22 protein-coding genes are annotated in these 19,415 nt (G+C 59.1%); 8 read left to right on the forward strand and 14 right to left on the reverse strand.

The features are described from left to right. From V8J84_RS04690 to V8J84_RS04710, 5 genes are all read right to left on the reverse strand, one after another. Positions 1-1,428: a type II and III secretion system protein family protein gene (locus tag V8J84_RS04690; protein WP_339928498.1), complete on the reverse strand. Its 1,428-nt coding sequence runs from the start codon at positions 1,426-1,428 to the stop codon at positions 1-3. 218 nt (positions 1,429-1,646) lie between these two features. Next, entirely contained in the window at positions 1,647-2,525 is an 879-nt protein-coding gene (gene cpaB / locus V8J84_RS04695) for a Flp pilus assembly protein CpaB (RefSeq protein WP_339928499.1), read from the reverse strand. A gap of 103 nt (positions 2,526-2,628) precedes the next feature. After that, entirely contained in the window at positions 2,629-2,802 is a 174-nt protein-coding gene (locus V8J84_RS04700; protein WP_339928500.1) for a hypothetical protein, read from the reverse strand. 181 nt (positions 2,803-2,983) lie between these two features. After that, positions 2,984-3,160: a Flp family type IVb pilin gene (locus V8J84_RS04705; RefSeq protein WP_339928501.1), complete on the reverse strand. Its 177-nt coding sequence runs from the start codon at positions 3,158-3,160 to the stop codon at positions 2,984-2,986. A gap of 453 nt (positions 3,161-3,613) precedes the next feature. Beyond that, positions 3,614-3,790, reverse strand: a complete 177-nt coding sequence (locus V8J84_RS04710; protein ID WP_339928501.1) for a Flp family type IVb pilin — start codon at positions 3,788-3,790, stop codon at positions 3,614-3,616. 374 nt (positions 3,791-4,164) lie between these two features. On the opposite strand from V8J84_RS04710, the gene V8J84_RS04715 reads away from it, so the two are divergent. Next, a complete protein-coding gene (locus V8J84_RS04715; protein ID WP_339929085.1) occupies positions 4,165-5,007 on the forward strand; it encodes a lytic transglycosylase domain-containing protein in 843 nt (280 codons plus the stop codon). On the opposite strand, the gene V8J84_RS04720 is transcribed toward V8J84_RS04715, so the two are convergent. The 5 genes from V8J84_RS04720 to topA all read right to left on the reverse strand — a co-directional run bounded on the left by V8J84_RS04720 (position 5,004) and on the right by topA (position 10,757). Continuing rightward, positions 5,004-5,294: a GNAT family N-acetyltransferase gene (locus tag V8J84_RS04720; protein WP_339928502.1), complete on the reverse strand. Its 291-nt coding sequence runs from the start codon at positions 5,292-5,294 to the stop codon at positions 5,004-5,006. The genes V8J84_RS04715 and V8J84_RS04720 overlap by 4 nt on opposite strands. Further along, entirely contained in the window at positions 5,287-5,913 is a 627-nt protein-coding gene (locus tag V8J84_RS04725) for a 3-oxoacid CoA-transferase subunit B (RefSeq protein ID WP_339929087.1), read from the reverse strand. Before V8J84_RS04725 ends, V8J84_RS04720 begins: the two co-directional genes overlap by 8 nt. Then, positions 5,913-6,623: a CoA transferase subunit A gene (locus V8J84_RS04730; RefSeq protein WP_339928503.1), complete on the reverse strand. Its 711-nt coding sequence runs from the start codon at positions 6,621-6,623 to the stop codon at positions 5,913-5,915. The genes V8J84_RS04725 and V8J84_RS04730 overlap by 1 nt, the downstream gene beginning before the upstream one ends. 84 nt (positions 6,624-6,707) lie before the next feature. After that, positions 6,708-8,072, reverse strand: a complete 1,365-nt coding sequence (locus tag V8J84_RS04735; protein ID WP_339928505.1) for a TrkH family potassium uptake protein — start codon at positions 8,070-8,072, stop codon at positions 6,708-6,710. A gap of 48 nt (positions 8,073-8,120) precedes the next feature. Next, positions 8,121-10,757, reverse strand: coding sequence for a type I DNA topoisomerase (topA, locus tag V8J84_RS04740; RefSeq protein WP_339928507.1), 2,637 nt, complete (start codon positions 10,755-10,757; stop codon positions 8,121-8,123). A gap of 116 nt (positions 10,758-10,873) precedes the next feature. On the opposite strand from topA, the gene V8J84_RS04745 reads away from it, so the two are divergent. Then, positions 10,874-11,320, forward strand: a complete 447-nt coding sequence (locus V8J84_RS04745) for a hypothetical protein (RefSeq protein ID WP_339928508.1) — start codon at positions 10,874-10,876, stop codon at positions 11,318-11,320. Positions 11,321-11,388: 68 nt separating this feature from the next. On the opposite strand, the gene dprA is transcribed toward V8J84_RS04745, so the two are convergent. From dprA to tldD, 4 genes are all read right to left on the reverse strand, one after another. Then, complete coding sequence (gene dprA / locus V8J84_RS04750; protein ID WP_339928509.1) at positions 11,389-12,489, reverse strand: DNA-processing protein DprA; 1,101 nt, start codon at positions 12,487-12,489, stop codon at positions 11,389-11,391. A gap of 118 nt (positions 12,490-12,607) precedes the next feature. Then, positions 12,608-13,066: a hypothetical protein gene (locus tag V8J84_RS04755; RefSeq protein WP_339928510.1), complete on the reverse strand. Its 459-nt coding sequence runs from the start codon at positions 13,064-13,066 to the stop codon at positions 12,608-12,610. Continuing rightward, positions 13,063-13,461: a hypothetical protein gene (locus V8J84_RS04760; RefSeq protein WP_339928511.1), complete on the reverse strand. Its 399-nt coding sequence runs from the start codon at positions 13,459-13,461 to the stop codon at positions 13,063-13,065. The genes V8J84_RS04755 and V8J84_RS04760 overlap by 4 nt, the downstream gene beginning before the upstream one ends. A gap of 35 nt (positions 13,462-13,496) precedes the next feature. Then, positions 13,497-14,918 carry a metalloprotease TldD gene (gene tldD / locus V8J84_RS04765; protein ID WP_339928512.1) on the reverse strand — a complete coding sequence of 474 codons (1,422 nt, stop codon included), beginning with the start codon at positions 14,916-14,918 and terminating at the stop codon, positions 13,497-13,499. A 185-nt stretch (positions 14,919-15,103) separates the two neighbouring features. On the opposite strand from tldD, the gene coxB reads away from it, so the two are divergent. From coxB to V8J84_RS04795, 6 genes are all read left to right on the forward strand, one after another. Beyond that, positions 15,104-15,934: a cytochrome c oxidase subunit II gene (coxB, locus tag V8J84_RS04770; RefSeq protein ID WP_445285953.1), complete on the forward strand. Its 831-nt coding sequence runs from the start codon at positions 15,104-15,106 to the stop codon at positions 15,932-15,934. A 101-nt stretch (positions 15,935-16,035) separates the two neighbouring features. Continuing rightward, positions 16,036-16,968, forward strand: coding sequence for a heme o synthase (cyoE, locus tag V8J84_RS04775; RefSeq protein ID WP_339928516.1), 933 nt, complete (start codon positions 16,036-16,038; stop codon positions 16,966-16,968). Next, positions 16,969-17,181: a hypothetical protein gene (locus tag V8J84_RS04780; RefSeq protein WP_339928518.1), complete on the forward strand. Its 213-nt coding sequence runs from the start codon at positions 16,969-16,971 to the stop codon at positions 17,179-17,181. Further along, entirely contained in the window at positions 17,178-17,795 is a 618-nt protein-coding gene (locus V8J84_RS04785; RefSeq protein WP_339928520.1) for a cytochrome c oxidase assembly protein, read from the forward strand. Before V8J84_RS04780 ends, V8J84_RS04785 begins: the two co-directional genes overlap by 4 nt. Positions 17,796-17,820: 25 nt before the next feature. Continuing rightward, positions 17,821-18,627 carry a cytochrome c oxidase subunit 3 gene (locus V8J84_RS04790; RefSeq protein WP_339928522.1) on the forward strand — a complete coding sequence of 269 codons (807 nt, stop codon included), beginning with the start codon at positions 17,821-17,823 and terminating at the stop codon, positions 18,625-18,627. A gap of 94 nt (positions 18,628-18,721) precedes the next feature. Continuing rightward, a complete protein-coding gene (locus V8J84_RS04795) occupies positions 18,722-19,414 on the forward strand; it encodes an SURF1 family protein (RefSeq protein ID WP_339928524.1) in 693 nt (230 codons plus the stop codon). Position 19,415: the final 1 nt, after the last annotated feature.

The following is a 19,415-nucleotide window of genomic DNA, read 5'->3' on the forward strand; positions in this document are numbered from 1 at the left end:
TCAATCGTCCAAGACATAGCCGTAGGACCCGCTAAAGTCCTGACGTGCCACTTCGCCTGCACCGCCAGTGGATGGCGCGTTTTCGGCAGACACACGACCAAAGAGGAACAAGTCACGCTCGGTCGGGGGTTGCACACGGTCGGTTGGCAGAGCCAGCGCCTCACCACGGGTCGGTGTGACCAGATGTGGTGTGACGATGATAACCAGCTCGGTCTGACGGCGGGCATATTCGGCACTGCGGAACAGTGATCCAAGGATCGGTACATCACCCAACCACGGCACCTGACCGTTAAGATCGGTGAAGTCGTCCGACAAAAGACCTGCAATCGCAAAGCTTTCACCATCACGCATCTCTACGGTGGTCGATGTCTCGCGGCGCTTGAATGCGCTGATCGAAAAGCCGTTTGATGTGATCCCGTTTGCAGGGTCAATCGACGACACAGCCGCCAGTAGTTCAAGATTGATCACGTCACCGTCGATGACGCGCGGGATAAAGTTCAGTTCGACACCGAAGGGCTTGTATTCAACGGCAATCGCGCCGCCTTCCTGCACCACAGGGATCGGGAATTCGCCACCGGCAAGGAACTTTGCCTCTTGTCCGCTCAGCGCGGTCAGGTTCGGTTCGGCCAATGTGCGCACAACACCGCGACTTTCCAGTGCTTCAAGCAGGATGCCAACTTCGACACCGCCAGCGTTGAAACCGAACAGGAATGCGCCGTTGTTTTGCGACGATGCAGGCAGGTTGCCGTTCAGCGTCGATCCGGTGGATGCACCGGCGGCAAGTGTGTTTGTGCCGCCCGCAAGTCCAAGGTTGCCGTCAAAGCCGACACCCTGAAGCGCCAGTGAAGATGATAGCGATTTGCTGACCGACCGCTGCATTTCCGCAAAACGGACCTTCAGCATCACTTGCTGTGTGCCGCCGACGACCATCAGGTTCGAAACCCGCTCTGGCGCGTAACGCTCGGCCAGTTCCAGCGCGCGATCCAGTCGCACGATCGAGCTGACCGTGCCCGACAGGACGATCCCGTCATTGGCGGTGCGCACTTCAATGTTCTCGCCCGGCAAAATCTGCGTCAGACGTTCTTTGAATTCCGCGATGTCAGGGGTGACGTGCACCTCGACGTTGGTAATCAACCGCCCGTCAGCGCCCAAAAGGGTCAGCGTGGTGCGGCCCGGTTCCTTGCCCAGCACATAGATCGTGCGATCGGACAGGGATGAGATATCTGCAATTCCAGGATTGGCGATCGACAGTTCGGTAAATGGTGAATCGCTTTCCACCACAACTGCGCGGTTCATTGGGACGTTCAGCGCACTGGAAGGTGCGCCACGCATCACGCGCAGATTTTCAGCCGATACTGTTGCTGGTACGGACGCAAACGCTAGCGTCAGGCCCGTCAGCGCGGCCTTGATAAAAGTGTTGTATGTCATTGTGACCTGCCTCTCCGATCACGCCTCATTAATGGGTCTTTTCGACCTCGTATCCGCTGACACTGCCCCGAAGGCGCATTTTTTGCAAGAATCAATGCGTTGCGGGGCGAATCTTATGTGGATAACTGGCAACACACGAAAAACTATTCAGCAAAAAGGCGCACTTCGGTGGGACCAAAGTGCGCCTGATGATGCGTCGGCGGGGTGCGTCCCGCGTATTAGTTTGTGCAGGGGATCGGAATTTCGACCACATCTGCGCCGCGACGCGTGCGGATTGTGCAGACCTGCGGGGCCGGGGCAGGGGCCTGTGCGACAGGCTCTGGCGCGGGGGCTTCCTCGACAATGCCAAGCAGGGAATTGAGATCAACCTGAATGTCGGTGGCGGCGGCGGTGATGTCACCACGACCCACCAGCGACAGCGACAGATTGCCAGTGGCTTGTGCTTGGGCCAGTGCTGCCACGTCCTGCGGTGTCACCTGAACGGTCACAGTGCGGGCAATCTCGGCGCCATTGCGGTTTCCGTCAGCGGTCTGGTCCACGGCGATCAGTTCCACGGCGGATTTGATCAGCTGGGTCACACCGCGGCTGACAGTGCCAGCGCCACGGTTCACAGTGCCCGACCAGTAGATATCAACGTAATCACCCGGGCGCAGGAAGCCGGACACGCCGGACTGCACATCAACCTTGATGGTGAAGGCGCGCATGCCAGGATCAAGCAGCGATGTGATTGTGATAATCTCGCCTGGCTCGGACACTTTGGCGGCCAGTACGGGTTCGTTAATCTCCATCGGGCGTGTGACCGTGCGGGGGCTTTCGCCGGCATCAGGGAACAGCACCTCTTCGCTAGTGAACGTGCCGTCTGGCAAATACGGTTTTGCGTACCGGATCTTGGTCACGTCTTCCATCGTCAGCTCTTCGCCATAAGCAATCGCACGGTTCAGGGCATAGACCTCGACCGTTTCAACAGCCTGTGCTGCGCGTTCACGCTCGGCCACGAGGGCTGATTGCGTTTGTCCGACATAGCCCTTGACCATGTAAACGGCGAAACCCGCCAGTCCCATGCCAAGCACCAAAACTAAACCAAATACTGCACGCATCGTTTTATCCTCATTCTACTTGTTACTGGCTTTGCGAACGTTCTGTGCCGCAAATCCCAGACATCATCCCGCGCAAACGCGGACTGACAAAATGGCCCGGTTTTTACAGGGCCGCGTCGACGCTGGCGAACATATTGATCACACCGTTGATCGCGCCGGTTTGAATGATTGCGGTAATGGCAAGGCCAAAGGCCACCATAGATGCCGCCAGAACAACCCAATCCACCGAAACGGCACCGGACTCATCATCCATAAAATTCATAAAAATACGCTTCATCGCCGTCTCCTGCGGAGTTTAGAACTTGTAACACCACATAAGTTGCGTGGCTTTTGTGGCACCATCATGACCGCATCTGGCTGATTTGGTGATCAGGTGGCCTGTCGTTGGTCTGAAAACAAAGGGCGCAGCACATTGCTGTGCCGCGCCCCAAGATGTTTGCCATCAGGCAAAGCCGGACTTAGTCGTCAACAGCTTCGATGTCTGCTGCAACAGTTGTCGCCAGGTTGCCAGCACCGGTGGACACTGTGCCACCAACAGCCAGACCCAGAGCCACGATAGCGGCTGTCAGAACAACCCAGTCAACTGTGACTGCGCCGTCTTCGTCGTTGCGGAAGTTTTTGATAAAGTTAAGCATTGGAGTCCCTCCTCAGGGTATCGCTAGATTTCGTTTTCAACCTTGTCGGATCATTGCGCGCCGGCCTCGTATTGGCGTGCTCCCCGTCTTGGATGAACATGTTTTGCCCTTTGAATGGGGCCGGAATGCGGCGTGTGTGGTGCAATTTTGAGTGGTTTTAACCAGTCTTTTACCTATCCAGCGATGATCCTGTGAAACCACAGGTCTTTGTCGCCAGAGCGGAAACGCACACCACTTTTTGCGAATCTTGAACGCTATCCTCAGAATCACACGTCATCGGCTGCGCGGTGCACTCATGACGAAAAACGCGCAGCAGGCCGGGGCCTGCGCGCGCGGAAAGTAGTCTATGAAAGTGCTGAAAGGCCAAAAAGCGGCGCGCAACGAAAAAGGCGCGGTGCATGAAGCACCGCGCCTTACAGATCACGTCAGGCAGCGCCCGACGCAAAGCCGGACTTAGTCGTCAACAGCTTCGATGTCTGCTGCAACAGTTGTCGCCAGGTTGCCAGCACCGGTGGACACTGTGCCACCAACAGCCAGACCCAGAGCCACGATAGCGGCTGTCAGAACAACCCAGTCAACTGTGACTGCGCCGTCTTCGTCGTTGCGGAAGTTTTTGATAAAGTTAAGCATTGGAGTCCCTCCTCAGGGTATCGCTAGATTTCATTTTCAACCTTGTCGGATCATTGCGCGCCGGCCTCTTATTGGCGTGCTCCCCGTCTTGGATGAACATGTTTTGCCCTTTGAATGGGGCGGCAATTTGACAGGGGTGGTGCAATTTTGGGGGTGGTCGAAAAAATCTGAAATATCGCGTTAATGTGCTGTTATTTATTGAAAATTTATCTTCTTAAAAGCTGACCCGTTCCGGTTACCCGTTGCTTAACTGTGACCAATTTTTGCCAAACGGGGCGATTGTTCTCGTTTTGCTGGTTTTAGCCGCGATTTGCTGCAAGATTTGGATCAATAAAAACGCCAAAAGACGTTGAGCAGGACAAAACATGAAACGCATGACATCCATCGCCGTGGCGATTGCGGTGCTTATGGCCCCTGTCGCGGTGCCATCGCCCGCCCGTGCCGAAATGAACCGCCTTCAGCCCGATTTCACCTTTCGCCGTGTGACCGTGCCCAGTGGATCAGCGAACCGCCGGATCACGGTGCAGGTCGAACCGCGCGCGCCCAGTGCACCTCAAGCCCCCGCTGCCGCAGGTGCAGCCGCTGCGATCGCGGCGTCTGCGTCACCCTCTGTGCCGCGTGCGTCAGGGTATGAATGGTTCTGGGCGGGCGTGTCGCCTGCCTTATCCGACAGCGGGCCGGGTCGGTTGCAGCAGGCCTTGCGCACGATTGATAGCGCCCCCGATGGCAAAGCTGTCGCCACACCGCGCCTGCAACACCTGCAACAGATCGCCAACAGCCACGGGCTTGATATCCTACGGGCCACAGTGGGCACCGACGTGTCACCAGCGTTGGTGCTGGCACTGATCGCGATTGAAAGCGCGGGGCAGGAACAGGCCGAAAGCCATGCGGGGGCTGTTGGCCTCATGCAGTTGATGCCCGCCACTGCCGCCCGCTTTGGCGTGACGGATCGCACTAACCCCGCGGACAATATCAAAGGCGGCGTGGCGTATCTGTCGTGGCTGATGAACCACTTCGACAATGATCCCGTGCTGGTCTTGGCAGGCTATAATGCTGGCGAAGGTTCTGTCCGCGATAACGCAGGGGTGCCGCCTTACGCCGAGACCCGTGCATATGTACCAAAGGTGCTGGCAGCGTGGTCCGTGGCACGCGGCTTGTGCATCACGCCGCCCGAACTGGTGACGGACGGCTGCGTGTTTCACAACAACGGCACCTAGACGTTAAAGAGCATCGCCCATTCAGGGTGCTTGCGGCGCTGGGCGTTCACAAATGGACAGAGCGGCACAATCCGGAACCCATGCTTGCGGGCGTCGGCCAGTAGCGCCTCAAGCAATCGCAGGCCCACGCCTGTGCCCTCGTGACCTTCGGCCACTTCTGTATGGTCAGCAATGACCGTCAGGGCGGACAGCCGGGAATACGTCAGCTCACTGGCGCCATTCCCATGGTCGATAAAGTAGCGCCCCTTGCTGTCACTCGCTTCGTGCTGAACGTCAGGTTCAGACAATCGTCGCCTCTGTCGCAGCGCGCAGATCGTCCTCGGTCACGCCGTCTGCCGTTTCGACGATCTTCAGACCGCCCTCGACCACATCCAGCACGCCAAGGTTCGTGATAATCCGGTCCACAACGCCCGTGCCGGTCAGCGGCAGGGTGCAGGCCTTCAGCAGCTTGCTGTCGCCATGCTTGGACGTGTGATCCATCACAACCACAACGCGGCCCACGCCCGCGACCAGATCCATGGCACCACCCATACCCTTCACCAGCTTACCGGGGATCATCCAGTTTGCCAGATCGCCGTTCTCGGCCACTTCCATCGCACCAAGGATCGCCATCGCGATCTTGCCGCCACGGATCATGCCAAAGCTCTGCGCGCTGTCGAAATACGCGGTCTGCGGCAGTTCGGTGATCGTCTGCTTACCCGCGTTGATCAAGTCCGCATCGATGTTTTCTTCGGTCGGGAAGGGGCCCATGCCCAGCATGCCGTTTTCCGATTGCAGCGTCACCTCAACCCCCTCGGGGATGAAATTGGACACCAGCGTCGGGATTCCGATGCCAAGGTTCACATAGGTGCCGTCTTCAAGTTCCTGCGCCGCACGCGCGGCCATCTGGTTACGATCCCACATGATTAGCTCCTCACCGTGCGTTGTTCGATCCGCTTTTCGTGGTCACCCTGAATGATCCGGTGCACATAGATGCCTGGCAGGTGGATGTGATCGGGGTCGAGCGATCCTGTCTCGACAATCTCTTCGACCTCAACCACGCATGTCTTTCCGCACATGGCGGCAGGCGGGTTAAAGTTGCGGGCGGTTTTGCGGAAAATCAGGTTGCCGGTTTTGTCCGCTTTCCAAGCCTTCACGATAGACAGATCAGCAAAGATGCCGTTCTCCATGATGTAAGTCTCGTCTGCGCCGTCGGGGCCGGTGGGGAAATCCTTGTGGTCCTTGCCCTCGGCAATCACGGTGCCGACGCCTGTCTTGGTGTAAAATCCGGGAATACCGCAGCCACCCGCGCGCATCCGCTCGGCCAATGTGCCTTGCGGGTTAAACTCCAGCTCAAGCTCGCCTGACAGATATTGGCGCATGAACTCTGCATTTTCGCCCACGTAGGACGACATCATCTTTTTGACCTGCTTGGTTTGCAGCAAGATGCCGATGCCAAAATCATCCACACCTGCGTTGTTAGAGGCAAAGGTCAAATCCTTGGTGCCCGCATCCTTGATCGCGTCCAGCAGCAATTCGGGGATACCGCAAAGGCCAAAGCCGCCAGCGGCAATGAACATGCCGTCATGCAGCAGCCCATCCAAGGCGGCAGTTGCGTTGGGGTAGATTTTGTTCATGTCGGACATCCCTCAGCCAAAGTCATGCAGAACGTGACCGGAGCACTGGGTGAAGTCAATCCGTTTCGCCGCAGCGCAGCACCGTCACAGGACCAGATCGTTATCCGCTTCTTCCTCGCGGGTTTCGTCGCCCGCCGCCAGCGCGATACCAAAGGTCAGGATACCCACGCGGCCCGCTGTCATCAGCACAATCACAATCAGCTTGCCCAGATCGGTCAGATCACCCGTGATCCCCATGCTCAGACCCACCGTGCCCATCGCCGAGATCGCCTCGAACATCAGCACATCAAACGCGGCACCCTGTTCTGTCAGCAACAGCAGGAACATCGCCAACGTGAGTAGCGCCATATAATAGGCCAGCGTCGCCGCCGCGTTCTGTAGTTTGTCCATCGGCACGCGCCGCTTGAAGAACCGGATTTGGTCGCGCCCCTTGATGGTGGACCGCACCAGCCCGATGAGTGCGGCCAGCGATGTCGTCTTGATCCCGCCGCCTGTGCCTGCTGGCGATGCGCCGATAATCATCAGCACGAAAAACACCATGATAATCGCGGGGGCCAATGTCCCGATGGGGTGTGTATTGAAACCCACCGTCGTCGCCGCCGTCATCGCCTGAAAGAACGACGCCAACAGTCGTTCGCTTGCGGGCAGAGGGGTGATCGTGGGTTCTGCCACGAAAATAATCAGTGTGCCGATGGCCAGCATCAACGCAGTCATCCGCACGATCACCTTGCTGGTAAAGCCCAGCCATTTCTTGCGGCCCAAGGCCGTGCGCCACACATCCACGATGATCAAAAAGCCCATCGCGCCAAAAATGCTAAGCGCGGAAATCACAATATTGACGCCCGCATGATCTCGGAACCCCATCAGGCTGTCGCTGAACAGACTAAAGCCCGCCGTGCAGAAGGCCGAGATCGCGTGAAAGATCGCTGTCCAAAGCGCGTCATCCACGCCCGCCTGCGTAAAGAACCAGAACAGGACCGCAGCGCCCACGGCCTCGCAGATCAGGGTAAAGGCCACGACGGATTTGATGAAACTGGCGGGCGATATGTCGTCTGGCAGCCCGAACGCGGCCTTTGTCGTTTGCCGCCGGGCAGAACCAAGCCTGTCCTGCAGCGTCAGCACGGCAAACGACCCGACAGTCATATAGCCAAGCCCGCCAAGCTGGATCAGCAGCAAGATCACCAGTTCGCCAAAGAACGTATAGCTTTGTCCCGGATCAACCGTCACAAGCCCCGTGGTCGATACGGCAGACGTTGCGATAAACAGATTGTCCAACGCGCCGATAGCATCCACCTGCGCAAACGGCAGCGACAACAGCGCCCAGCCGATGACAATATAAAGGACATACCCGAACAAAAGCAGCTTGGCCGGACGCATCGTTTTGAACGCGTGGTTCAGCCGCGCCAGCGTGCGACGGGTGGACTGCTCCCGCTCTGGGGTCTCGGACATAGATGTCTCCTCGTGCTAAGGTAATCCCCCGGCACGCAGGATCGTTCCCTAGTCAGCGGTCTTTTTCGCAGCCGGTTTCTTCTTGGCGGCAGGCTTTTTCGCCGCAGGTTTCTTGGCAGCCGCCTTTTTCTTTGGCGCGGCCTTCTTCTTGACCTTCTTGCCGGACTTCGCCGCCCGCTCGTCAATCAGATCGACAGCCTGCGCCATTGTCAGATCAGCAGGCTCAACCGTGTCGGGGATCGTCGCGTTGATCTTTTCCCACTTCACATAAGGGCCGTATTTGCCGTCAAAGATATTGACCGGACCACCCGCCTCGGGGTGTTCGCCCAACTCACGGATCGGCACGGCGGCTTTGCCACGGTTGCCACGGCTCGCGACCTTTTCGGCCAATAGCTGCACCGCGCGGTTCATGCCAACTGTCCAGACATCTTCGACCGTTTCAAGATTGGCGTTGGTGCCACCTTTGAAAGACGTGTTTTCCGCATGCTTGATATAGGGGCCATAACGCCCAAGGTTCGCCCAGACATTCACGCCGTCTTCGGGGTGCGTGCCAATCAGACGCGGCAATTCAAGCAGTTTCAGCGCATCAGCCAGTGCAATCCCTTCAGGGTCCCAATCGGCGGGCACGCCCGTGCGGGGTGGCTTTTTGTTGTCTTCGGTCACCTGACCGCGCTGCACGTAGGGACCAAAGCGGCCCTTGAACACGCGAATCTCGTCACCAGCATCCTCGCCCAACAGCTTGCCGTCAGGCGGAATGGCGGATGCCTCGGCCTCGGGGTTGGGCGGGCCAAAGGGGCGGGTGTACCGACATTCGGGATAGTTCGAACAGCCGATGAAGGCACCGCCCGCGCGCGCTGTGCGCATGGACAGCCGCCCCGCACCGCAGTTCGGGCACAGACGCGGATCGGTCCCGTCCTCGTTGGGCGGGAACAAATGCGGCGACAGCACATCGTTGATCTTTTCCAACACTTCACCGATGCGCAGATCGGCTGTCTCGGCAATCGCAGCCGAAAAATCACGCCAGAAGCGGCCCAGCACTTCTTTATAGTCAGCGTCACCCGCGCTGACCTCATCCAACTGGTTTTCAAGATCGGCGGTAAAATCGTATTCCAGATAGCGGCTGAAATAATGCGACAGGAAAACCGTGACCAACCGCCCCTTGTCCTGCGGGATCAGACGGTTCTTGTCCTTCTCCACATAGCCGCGGTCCTGAATGGTTGTGACAATCGACGCATAGGTCGACGGGCGGCCAATCCCCAGTTCTTCCATCCGTTTGACGAGCGTCGCCTCGGTGTAGCGGGGCGGGGGCTGGGTGAAGTGCTGTTCGGGATCAATCTTTTTCTTATCCGCCGCCTCGCCTTGGGTGATCTGCGGCAGACGCTTGTCATCATCATCGACAACCTTGTCTTGCTGGTCGTCCTTGCCCTCTTCGTAGACCGCGATGAAGCCATCGAACAGCATGACCTGCCCGTTGGCGCGCAACACGACCTGACCATCGCTTGATGCCACATCAACAGCCGTGCGTTCAAACCGCGCCGCCTCCATCTGAGAGGCCATCGTGCGCTTATAGATCAGATCGTACAGCTTGCGCTGGTCTCCATCCATGATCTTGGCCGCCGCAGTGTCGACCATCATGTCAGTCGGGCGGATACATTCGTGCGCTTCCTGCGCGTTCTTGGCTTTGTTCTTGTAGATGCGCGGGCTGGACGGCACGTATTTGTTGCCGAACTTCGCCTTGATCGCATCGCGCGCACCTGACACGGCCTCTGGCGCCATGTCGATGCCGTCGGTCCGCATGTAGGTGATCAGGCCCGCTTCGTACAAACGCTGTGCACAGCCCATCGCCTGTTTTGCGCCCATGCCGAATTTGCGGCTGGCCTCTTGTTGCAGCGTGGATGTCATAAACGGCGGCGACGGGTTGCGCGAACCGGGTTTTGCCTCGACCGCTGTGACGGTCAGGTCGCGTGAATTAATCGCCTGAACAGCCATTTCGGCCTGCGTTTCGTCCGCGATGCTAAACTTATCAAGCTTGTCGCCCGCCAGTGTCGTCAGGCGCGCCTCGTAGGTTTGGCCGCGCGGCGTTTGAAGCAGCGCCTTCACAGTCCAGTATTCCTGTGGGCGGAATTTCTCGATCTCCATCTCGCGCTCGACAATCAGGCGCAGGCAAACCGATTGCACACGCCCCGCCGACTTCGCGCCGGGCAATTTGCGCCACAGCACGGGCGACAGGTTAAAGCCCACAAGGTAATCCAGTGCGCGGCGCGCCAGATAAGCCTCAACCAACGGCGCATCTACCTCGCGCGGATTTTTCATCGCCTCGGTCACTGCCGTCTTGGTGATCGCGTTGAACACCACGCGGCTGACGGGCGTGTCTTTCTTGATCGCCTTGCGGTTGGTCAGCGCCTCGGTCAGGTGCCACGAGATTGCCTCCCCCTCACGGTCGGGGTCGGTGGCGAGGATCAGTTCGTTGTCGTTTTTGAGCGCATCAACGATGGCCTTGATGTGCTTTTTGCTGTCGCTTGCGACCTCCCACAACATCTCGAAATCGTTGTCCGGCAGCACCGATCCGTTCTTTGGCGGCAAGTCGCGGACGTGGCCGTAAGACGCCAGAACGGTGTAGTCATTTCCAAGATATTTGTTGATTGTCTTGGCTTTAGCTGGGGATTCGACGACGACAACGGGCATGGGAATCCTTTACAAACGAACAAATGGCTTGGGCGCGGAACATGTGGGGTCCGCTTGGGAATTGTCAATGCAGCTTATCAACGTCATGTTCGGGGAACGTTTAAAGGGGAAAGATTATGAATGTGAGACACGCGCTTTTTCTGGCCGTATTTGCGGGTCTTTCTGCCCCCGTTTTTGCCGATCCCTATGAACCGGCCCGCGGTACGGCGGAACGGCGTGCGATCCTTGACGGGATCAGGCCGCTGGCCGAAGACGGTCTGGGGGCACCTGTCGAATTTGTGGTGAATACGCTGCAAGTCGATAACGGTCGCGGTTTTGCGATGCTAGAGGCCCAGCGCCCCGGCGGCGCCCCCATCGACATATCGCAATCACCCATGGTGCTGCGTGACGGAGAGCCGGAGTGGTCGATTGACGGTCCAACGGTCACTGCCTTTGTCGTGCGCATGGCCGATGGCGCGTGGCGGGTCGATGAATATGCGATTGGCGCAACAGATGTCTGGTGGGCAGGCGATCCTTATTGCGCGGATTACGCTAGCGTCCTGCCTGCGATGGTTTGCAACTGATTGCTTGCCGCGCCTGTCGCGCGTCGCGACGTTTAGGCAAGTCGCGACAATGATAGTGGCGCACGCGGCTAGTGGGCCAGTGTCAGAAGTCCGCCCGGTTGGCGGGTGATCTTACCGTCCAGTTCCAGATCGACAATAACAGGGGCCACCTGCGTGGCAGGGGTCGCCAGATCACGGATCAGCTGATCTTCGGCAAGTGGTGACGGTCCAAGTCGTGACAGGATACGGTCATGAAGCTGGGCCGTTTCGCGCAAGCTGCGTTGCGGCAGCGTGGGCGTTGCAAGATCAAGCGGCAGTTCGGGGTTTGTGGTTTGCGTCGCAAGCGGGCCAATCGCCTCGATCACGTCGGCAGCAGATCGGACCAGCACCGCCCCGTCGCGCAAAAGCATATTGCAGCCCGCCGCGCGCGCATCAAACGGGTGCCCCGGCACGGCAAGCACCTCGCGGGCCTGATCCAGCGCATTGCGGGCAGTGATTAAACTGCCCGATTTGGCAGCAGCCTCCACCACGACAACGGCCTGCGCCATGCCTGCAATAATCCGGTTACGGGCCGGGAAATGACGTGCCTGCGGCTGCATGCCCATCGGCATTTCGGACACGCGCAACCCCTTGCGGGCGATATCTTCAGCCAGCTTAGTGTTTTCCGTGGGATAGATCGTGTCAACGCCGCCTGCCTGCACCGCGATAGTGCCGCTGTCGAGACTGGCCAGATGGGCGGCAGTATCAACACCGCGTGCAAGGCCGGATACAACGACAAATCCCGCTTCGCCCAATTCGCGGGCAAGGGCGCGTGTCATACGCGTTCCAAGCGATGAGGCGTTGCGCGCCCCGACAAGGGCGATGGTCGGGCGCTGCAGCAACGCGCGTTGTCCCATAACCCACAACAGCGGCGGTGCATCGGCGATATCGGCAAGGTGTGCAGGATAAAAAGGATCGCCAAGAGCCACCAATGTGGCCTTTGCCGCACGGCCCGCTTTCAGTTCGGCGGCGATCACGGGGGCAGGGCAAATGGCGTAGTCGGCCACGCCAGCGGCCTTTGCGACATGCGGCAGCGCATCAAGTGCTGCGCGTGCACTGCCATGTTCGGCCATCATCCGGTGATAGGTCGCCACGCCCACCCTGCGGGATCGCAACAGGCGAAGCCGGTCAAACAGATCGGCTTCCGTCATGGGTCGGCAGTCTTGGGGGGGACTGGAAGTCGCGATTTGTCCTGACATCGAAGGCTCCGCCATGTTGCAAAGCCACGTTATCGCCCGAGGGATTAACGAGTGATGAACGCCAGCCCCGCTATTTTTGGGGGGTGGCACGCCTGATCTGCAGGATGAACCAGCCAACGGTGCCTTGGATGATCAAAGCCGCGATGATGTGACCCAGCACGCTTTGATCTTCGGTTGTCACATCGCCGTTCAAAGCAAAATGCACGATGGGCAGGCCGATTGCGGCGGCTAGCAACACGGCACTGCCCCATCCGGCCCAGCCGTGGCGCTGCGCATAAACCAGTGCGGGCACGGCCAATGGTGCGGCCAGCCATGCGATCAGCGGCGCGGCAGCAAGGGCCGCTGCCACTAGCAACGCATGCATTTCAAGACTGCGGCCCAATCCGTCTTTCGGGGGGCCGGACAGCGGTGCGTCGCTATAGTAAAGGAAGGCCACCCCCAGCAGGGCGGGTAGAAACACGCCGCCAAGAACGGCACCGATCGCGCGCCACCATCCGGCATCGGGTCGGGGAACGCTGCGCAGGATCATGCGGCGCCAGTGTCTTGCCGGACGCTGCGCCGGTGGGCCCATCGCAGGACAGCGTGGTAGGCGCCGGCATAAATCAGACCCAGCAACACGACCGCAGGCACGTCCCCGCTGCCAAAAACACCAAAGGCTGCGCAAAACACCAAGGCCGCAACCGCGCCATAGGCCAAAGCCATTACCAGCGATGGCACACCGCCGCGCCCGAGCCATTTGACCAGCGGGGCGGCGATCACCAGCGGTATCCACGCAAAAAGGAACGACAACGTCGCAAACAGCAACGCATCAATCAGCCATGCCAGCGGGTCGATGAATTTGAACTGCAATCCACCCGGCACAATCGCGGTCAGCACAGCTCCCGACACGGGCACCAGAACAAGGGCCGCAATGCTGGCGGTCACGATCGGGCCCCAACCAACAGGTTGCCCTTGTGGCGTCATGCGGCGGCACCACCCACGGTCAGGCCGCCAATCATCAGGCTGGGCTGACCGACGCCAACAGGCACCCACTGGCCCGCCTTGCCGCAGTTGCCGATGCCGGGATCAAGGGCCATGTCGTTGCCGATCCCGCGAATATGTTTCAGCGCCGTAGCCCCGTCACCGATCAGCGTCGCCCCTTTGACCGGCGCGCCGACCACGCCGTTTTTCACGCGGTAAGCCTCGGTGCAGGAGAATACAAACTTGCCGTTGGTAATATCGACCTGACCCCCGCCGAAGCCGACTGCGTAAATCCCGTCTTTCAGATCAGCGACCATCGCCGCCGGATCATCTGGGCCTGACAACATATATGTGTTGGTCATGCGCGGCATCGGCGCGTGGGCAAAGCTTTCGCGGCGTCCGTTGCCTGTAGGCTCCACACCCATCAGCCGTGCGTTCTGGCGGTCCTGCATGTAGCCCACAAGCACGCCGTCTTCGATCAGTGTGTTCTTGGCGCTGGGCGTGCCTTCGTCGTCAACGGTGATCGACCCGCGTCTGTCAGGGATCGTGCCGTCGTCCAGCACGGTGACACCTTTCGCGGCAATCTGTTGCCCCATCAGCCCTGCAAAGGCGCTGGAGCCTTTGCGATTGAAATCACCCTCAAGCCCGTGGCCAATCGCCTCGTGCAGCAAAATGCCCGGCCAACCCGGTCCAAGCACCACGTCCATGACGCCTGCGGGCGCGGCTTCGGCCTCAAGGTTCACCAGCGCGATGCGCAGCGCCTCTCGGGCGGCCGTCTCCCAGTTGTCGCGGGCGATCAAACCGATCAGCCCCGCACGGCCACCGCCGCCTGCCATACCGCTTTCACGACGGCCGTTTTCCTCGACGATCACGCTGATATTCAGCCGCGACATGGGGCGCGTATCTGTCACAAGCTGTCCGTCAGGGCGCAGGATCAGCACCTCTTGGTGCGAGGCCGCCAATGCTGCACTCACTTGCACCACGCGCTTGTCCAGCCCGCGTGCAAATTCATCAATCTCGCGCAGGACGTCGATCTTGGCAGGGAACGTGGCCTGCAACATCGGATCGGCATCCGAATAAAGCTTCTTGTTCGTGCCAACCGGACCCGCAGCCATCGTGCCACCGCCATCACCCACAGCCAGCCGTGCCGTGCTGACCGCGCGGCGCAGGGCGTGTTCGTCGATCGTGGTGGAATGGGCGTATCCCGCCGTTTCGCCTTTCACAGCGCGCAGGCCGAATCCCTCTGATGCGTCAAAGCTCGCATTTTTCACGCGACCATCATCAAATGACAGCACTTCGGAACGTCTGCGCTCTAAAAACAGCTCTCCGTCATCGGCGCCTTTTGTGGCCTCTTGCAGCAGCGCAAGCGCGGTATCGCGGTCCAGATTCGTCTCGAAAGGCTGGAAAGGGTCGGCTGTCATGCTGTTTTCCTCTTAATTGCCGGAAACTTCGGTCAAAAGCGTCCGTTTGCCGCAACAGCGGTTCTTGAGTTGTGCATCAAGATATGGGACACGGAGCGGCAGATACAACGGGATTCCATAAGGGATGACGACGTGGACCCCGATAAGCCAGCGCCAATAGGCGCCACGAAAACAAGGTTATTATGATGCGGCTGATGAAAAGCGCGACTTCGATCTGGGCAACTGCCGGGCTGATGCTGGCAGGGACGTCTGTTATGGCTCAGGACGTTTCGCAGGAACTGGAAGTGATTGGCGCGCCAACCGATGGCGCAACCGGGTTTCAACCTGCGGCCACCGAACTGGCCCGCGACCTGCAGTGGCTGGACGGCATGCTGTTGGTGATCATCACGATCATCACGCTGTTCGTGACGGGCCTGCTGGCTTGGGTGATCCTGCGGTTCAACCGCAAGTCCAACCCGACACCGGCGACATTCACCCACAACTCCCCGCTGGAAGTGGCGTGGACGGTTGTGCCGATTGTCATTCTGGTGTTCATCGGTGCGTTCTCATTGCCCGTTCTGTTCAAGCAGCAGGAAATTCCCGAAGGCGACATCAACATCAAGGTCACCGGCTACCAGTGGTACTGGGGCTATGAATATGTTGATGACGGCGTTTACTTCGACAGCTTCATGCTGGCCGAGGACGAGCTGGAAGAATTCGGCTATGACGAAAGCCTTTACCGCTTGGCCACTGACACGGCTGTGGTTGTGCCCGTTGGCGCGACAGTCGTGATGACAGTGACCGGTGGCGACGTGATCCACTCCTGGACCATCCCAGCGTTCGGCGTGAAGCAAGACGCCGTGCCGGGCCGTCTGGCGCAACTGTGGTTCGCCGCAGAGCGTGAAGGCATCTTCTTTGGCCAGTGTTCGGAGCTTTGCGGCAAGGACCACGCCTATATGCCGATCACGGTGAAGGTTGTGAGCCAGGAAAACTACGACGCATGGCTGGCAGAGGCACAGGTTCAAAACCCTGTCTAATCTGATCGGCGCAAGCGATCCGGTGCGGGCCAGCGGCCCGTGCCACATCATCAGGTAACTGACAACGGGCCTTTGTGCCCCGTTTTGTGTGTGGGACCACTATGACTGATATGAGTGTAAACGACAGATCATACGAGGCCGGCATGGGCGACTACTTCGCCCTGATGAAGCCGCGCGTGATGTCGCTGGTGGTGTTCACCGCCCTTGTTGGCCTGCTTGTGGCGCCCGTGCCAGTGCACCCGTTCATCGGTTTTGTTGCTATTTTGTGCATCGCTGTCGGGGCAGGGGCCTCTGGCGCGCTGAACATGTGGTGGGACGCCGATATCGACGCCCAGATGAAGCGCACCGCTTCGCGTCCGATCCCGTCGGGCCGGACCACGCCTGGTGAGGCGCTGGGCATCGGTCTTGGCCTGTCGGGCTTTGCCGTTGTGCTGCTTTTGCTGACCAGCAATCTGCTGGCAGCGGGCCTGCTGGCGTTCACAATCTTCTTTTACGCTGTGGTCTACTCCATGTGGCTCAAGCGTTCGACGCCGCATAACATCGTGATTGGCGGGGCCGCTGGTGCCTTCCCTCCGATGATCGGCTGGGCCGTGGCAACAGGCAGTGTCTCAATCGAATCTGTTCTGATGTTCATGCTGATCTTTATGTGGACGCCGCCGCACTTCTGGGCTTTGGCGCTGTTCGTGAAAACCGATTACGGCGATGCTGGCGTGCCCATGCTGACAGAAACGCATGGCCGCGACGCGACCCGCAAGCACGTGCTGGCCTATACCGTTCTTCTGGTGCCAGTGGCGCTGGGCCTTGGCGTCACATCCATCGGCGGTCCGGTCTACATGGCCGTCGCCGTGGTGCTGAACGCGTGGTTCCTCAAGGGCGCTTACGACATCTGGACCCGCGACGATGCGGCCGCCGATGCGGACAACTATGCTGTCGAAAAGCAAGTGTTCAAGGTCTCGCTCTATTATCTCTTTGCGCATTTTGTGGCGCTTCTGGTTGAAGCTGCCCTGCGCATCAACGGCATCGGAGGCTGGTAAATGGCTCTCAAGGTCGAACATGAAATGCACGCCCGCCGCAAAGGCCGCAACGTCGGCGTTGGCCTGTTGCTGGCCGGTCTGATCGCAATCGTTTTTGGTCTGACTGTGGTCAAAGTGCTTGAACTGGGTGATGCGCGGAAGTTCGAAAACTTCGATCACGTCGCCCGCCCGCAAATCATCCCTGACGAAGGATCGGAGGCTGCATCAGAATGAAGCGACTTTTCCCCAATATCCAAGGCCCCCAGCGCACCGCATTGCAAGCGGTTGGCGTCGTCGTCCTGATGGGGTCGCTCAGCTGGGCATCCGTGCCGTTCTACGACTGGTTCTGCCGCGTCACCGGCTTTGGCGGTGCAACAAACGTGGCCGAAACGGGCAGCGACGTTATCTTGGACGAGACGATCAAGGTCCGCTTCGACGCCTCGCTTGAGCGTGACATGCCGTGGACTTTCAAGCCCGAAGTCCGCGAGATGGAGATTCGGATCGGCGAAACCGGTCTGGCCTTCTACGAGGCGCACAATCCGACAGATCGCCCCGTTGCAGGCTATGCGTCCTATAATGTCACCCCTTACGAGGCTGGCGGCTTTTTCGACAAAATCCACTGCTTCTGCTTTGAACAGCAGGTGTTGCAGCCTGGCGAAACAGTGATGATGCCGGTCAGCTTTTTTGTGGACCCCGCTATCGTGGACGACCGCGAAGGGCAGTATGTGCACACGATCACGCTGTCCTACACCTTCTATGAAACCGACCTGCCCGAAGAAGATCAGCAGGCCGCGCTGGACACACCGGCTTTGACATCGACGGCGCAAGACGCCATAGACTTGAACTAAGACGAACCCCAAGGGACGACCGAAAATGGCGCATGAAAAGAATCACGACTATCACATCCTGAACCCCTCGCTCTGGCCGTTTCTGGGCAGCCTTGGCGCATTTATCATGCTGTTTGGCGCGGTCCTGTGGATGCCCAAGCAAGGTGGTGGCCCCTGGATGTTCCTGATCGGTCTGGCCCTGACACTTTACGTTATGTACGCGTGGTGGGCCGAGGTTGTCGCCGAAAGCAACGCAGGCGATCACACGCCGGTTGTGCGCATCGGTCTGCGCTACGGTTTCATCATGTTCATCATGTCCGAGGTGATGTTCTTTGCCGCGTGGTTCTGGTCGTTCTTCAAGCACGCCATGTATCCGATGGGCCCCGACAGCCCCGGCATTGATGGTGTCTGGCCCCCCGTCGGGATCGAGACATTCGACCCATGGCACCTGCCGCTGATCAACACGCTGATCCTGCTGTGTTCCGGTATGGCCGCAACATGGGCGCACCACGCGCTGGTTCATGAAAATAACCGCGAAGACATGAAGTGGGGCCTGATCCTTGCTGTTGTGCTCGGTATCATCTTCACCGGCTTTCAGGCGTATGAGTATAGCCACGCGGCCTTTGGTTTCTCCGGCAACATCTACGGCGCGAACTTCTTCATGGCGACGGGCTTTCACGGCTTCCACGTTCTGATCGGTACGATCTTCCTGCTGGTGTGTTTGCTGCGTCTTCAGCGCGGTCACTTCACCCCTGAAAAGCACGTCGGCTTTGAGGCTGCTGCTTGGTACTGGCACTTCGTTGACGTTGTGTGGCTGTTCCTCTTTGCCGCAGTCTACGTCTGGGGCGGTTAACCGCAGCCAACAGGGGTTTCACCCCGTGATCTAAAACGATACGACACACGCGCGAGGGATCACCCTCGCGCGTTTCGCTTTTCAGGGGCCTCCGGTGCGCACCATCATCTTTCCGATATTGCTTGGGATCGCGGGCTGCGCTGTGCTGGTCAGCCTTGGCATCTGGCAGGTGCAGCGGCTGGCGTGGAAGACCGAAATCCTCAACGAGATTGACGCCACGATCACGGCACCCCCTGTGGCCCTGCCTGCCAACCCGACCGAGGCTGACGATAAATATCGCCCTGTCACCGTGTCCGGTGAATTGGTCGGCGATCCCGTCTTTGTGCTGGTCACGCCAGACGGCCTTGGCCCCGGCTACCGCTATATTCAGGCGCTGGAAACGGACAGCGCGACGATTCTTGTGGACATGGGGTGGGTTCCGCTGGACCAGCTTGGCCGCCAGCCGATGCACGTCCGCTATCTTGATATCACAGGTAACTTGCACTGGCCTGATGACAAAGACGACTGGACCCCAGAACCGGACCCGTCCGGCATCTGGTTTGCCCGCGATGTGCCTGATATGTCAGTGGCGTTGAAGACTGATCCGATTATGGTCATCGCGCGCACCTATGATGTCACCCGTCTTGTGTCGCCGTTGCAATCCATGCCGTTTGTGCCGCTCCCGCTCGACACCAGCGTTGTGAAAAACGACCATCTCAATTATGCGATCACATGGTTCTCGCTTGCTCTTGTCTGGGCGATGATGAGCCTGTTTTTGATCACCCGCATCCGTGCAAAGGACGCCTGAC

The organism is Yoonia sp. 208BN28-4 (assembly GCF_037543925.1).
Taxonomy (GTDB): Bacteria; Pseudomonadota; Alphaproteobacteria; order Rhodobacterales; family Rhodobacteraceae; genus Yoonia.

Bases quoted from the DNA above. Each gene is read 5' to 3' on its own strand.
- V8J84_RS04690 (WP_339928498.1), bottom strand. From the start codon at position 1,428: ATGACATACAACACTTTTATCAAGGCCGCGCTGACGGGCCTGACGCTA.
- cpaB (WP_339928499.1), bottom strand. From the start codon at position 2,525: ATGCGTGCAGTATTTGGTTTAGTTTTGGTGCTTGGCATGGGACTGGCG.
- V8J84_RS04700 (WP_339928500.1), bottom strand. From the start codon at position 2,802: ATGAAGCGTATTTTTATGAATTTTATGGATGATGAGTCCGGTGCCGTT.
- V8J84_RS04705 (WP_339928501.1), bottom strand. From the start codon at position 3,160: ATGCTTAACTTTATCAAAAACTTCCGCAACGACGAAGACGGCGCAGTC.
- V8J84_RS04710 (WP_339928501.1), bottom strand. From the start codon at position 3,790: ATGCTTAACTTTATCAAAAACTTCCGCAACGACGAAGACGGCGCAGTC.
- V8J84_RS04715 (WP_339929085.1), top strand. From the start codon at position 4,165: ATGACATCCATCGCCGTGGCGATTGCGGTGCTTATGGCCCCTGTCGCG.
- V8J84_RS04730 (WP_339928503.1), bottom strand. From the start codon at position 6,623: ATGAACAAAATCTACCCCAACGCAACTGCCGCCTTGGATGGGCTGCTG.
- V8J84_RS04735 (WP_339928505.1), bottom strand. From the start codon at position 8,072: ATGTCCGAGACCCCAGAGCGGGAGCAGTCCACCCGTCGCACGCTGGCG.
- topA (WP_339928507.1), bottom strand. From the start codon at position 10,757: ATGCCCGTTGTCGTCGTCGAATCCCCAGCTAAAGCCAAGACAATCAAC.
- V8J84_RS04745 (WP_339928508.1), top strand. From the start codon at position 10,874: ATGAATGTGAGACACGCGCTTTTTCTGGCCGTATTTGCGGGTCTTTCT.
- dprA (WP_339928509.1), bottom strand. From the start codon at position 12,489: ATGACGGAAGCCGATCTGTTTGACCGGCTTCGCCTGTTGCGATCCCGC.
- V8J84_RS04755 (WP_339928510.1), bottom strand. From the start codon at position 13,066: ATGATCCTGCGCAGCGTTCCCCGACCCGATGCCGGATGGTGGCGCGCG.
- tldD (WP_339928512.1), bottom strand. From the start codon at position 14,918: ATGACAGCCGACCCTTTCCAGCCTTTCGAGACGAATCTGGACCGCGAT.
- coxB (WP_445285953.1), top strand. From the start codon at position 15,104: ATGCGGCTGATGAAAAGCGCGACTTCGATCTGGGCAACTGCCGGGCTG.
- cyoE (WP_339928516.1), top strand. From the start codon at position 16,036: ATGACTGATATGAGTGTAAACGACAGATCATACGAGGCCGGCATGGGC.
- V8J84_RS04780 (WP_339928518.1), top strand. From the start codon at position 16,969: ATGGCTCTCAAGGTCGAACATGAAATGCACGCCCGCCGCAAAGGCCGC.
- V8J84_RS04785 (WP_339928520.1), top strand. From the start codon at position 17,178: ATGAAGCGACTTTTCCCCAATATCCAAGGCCCCCAGCGCACCGCATTG.
- V8J84_RS04790 (WP_339928522.1), top strand. From the start codon at position 17,821: ATGGCGCATGAAAAGAATCACGACTATCACATCCTGAACCCCTCGCTC.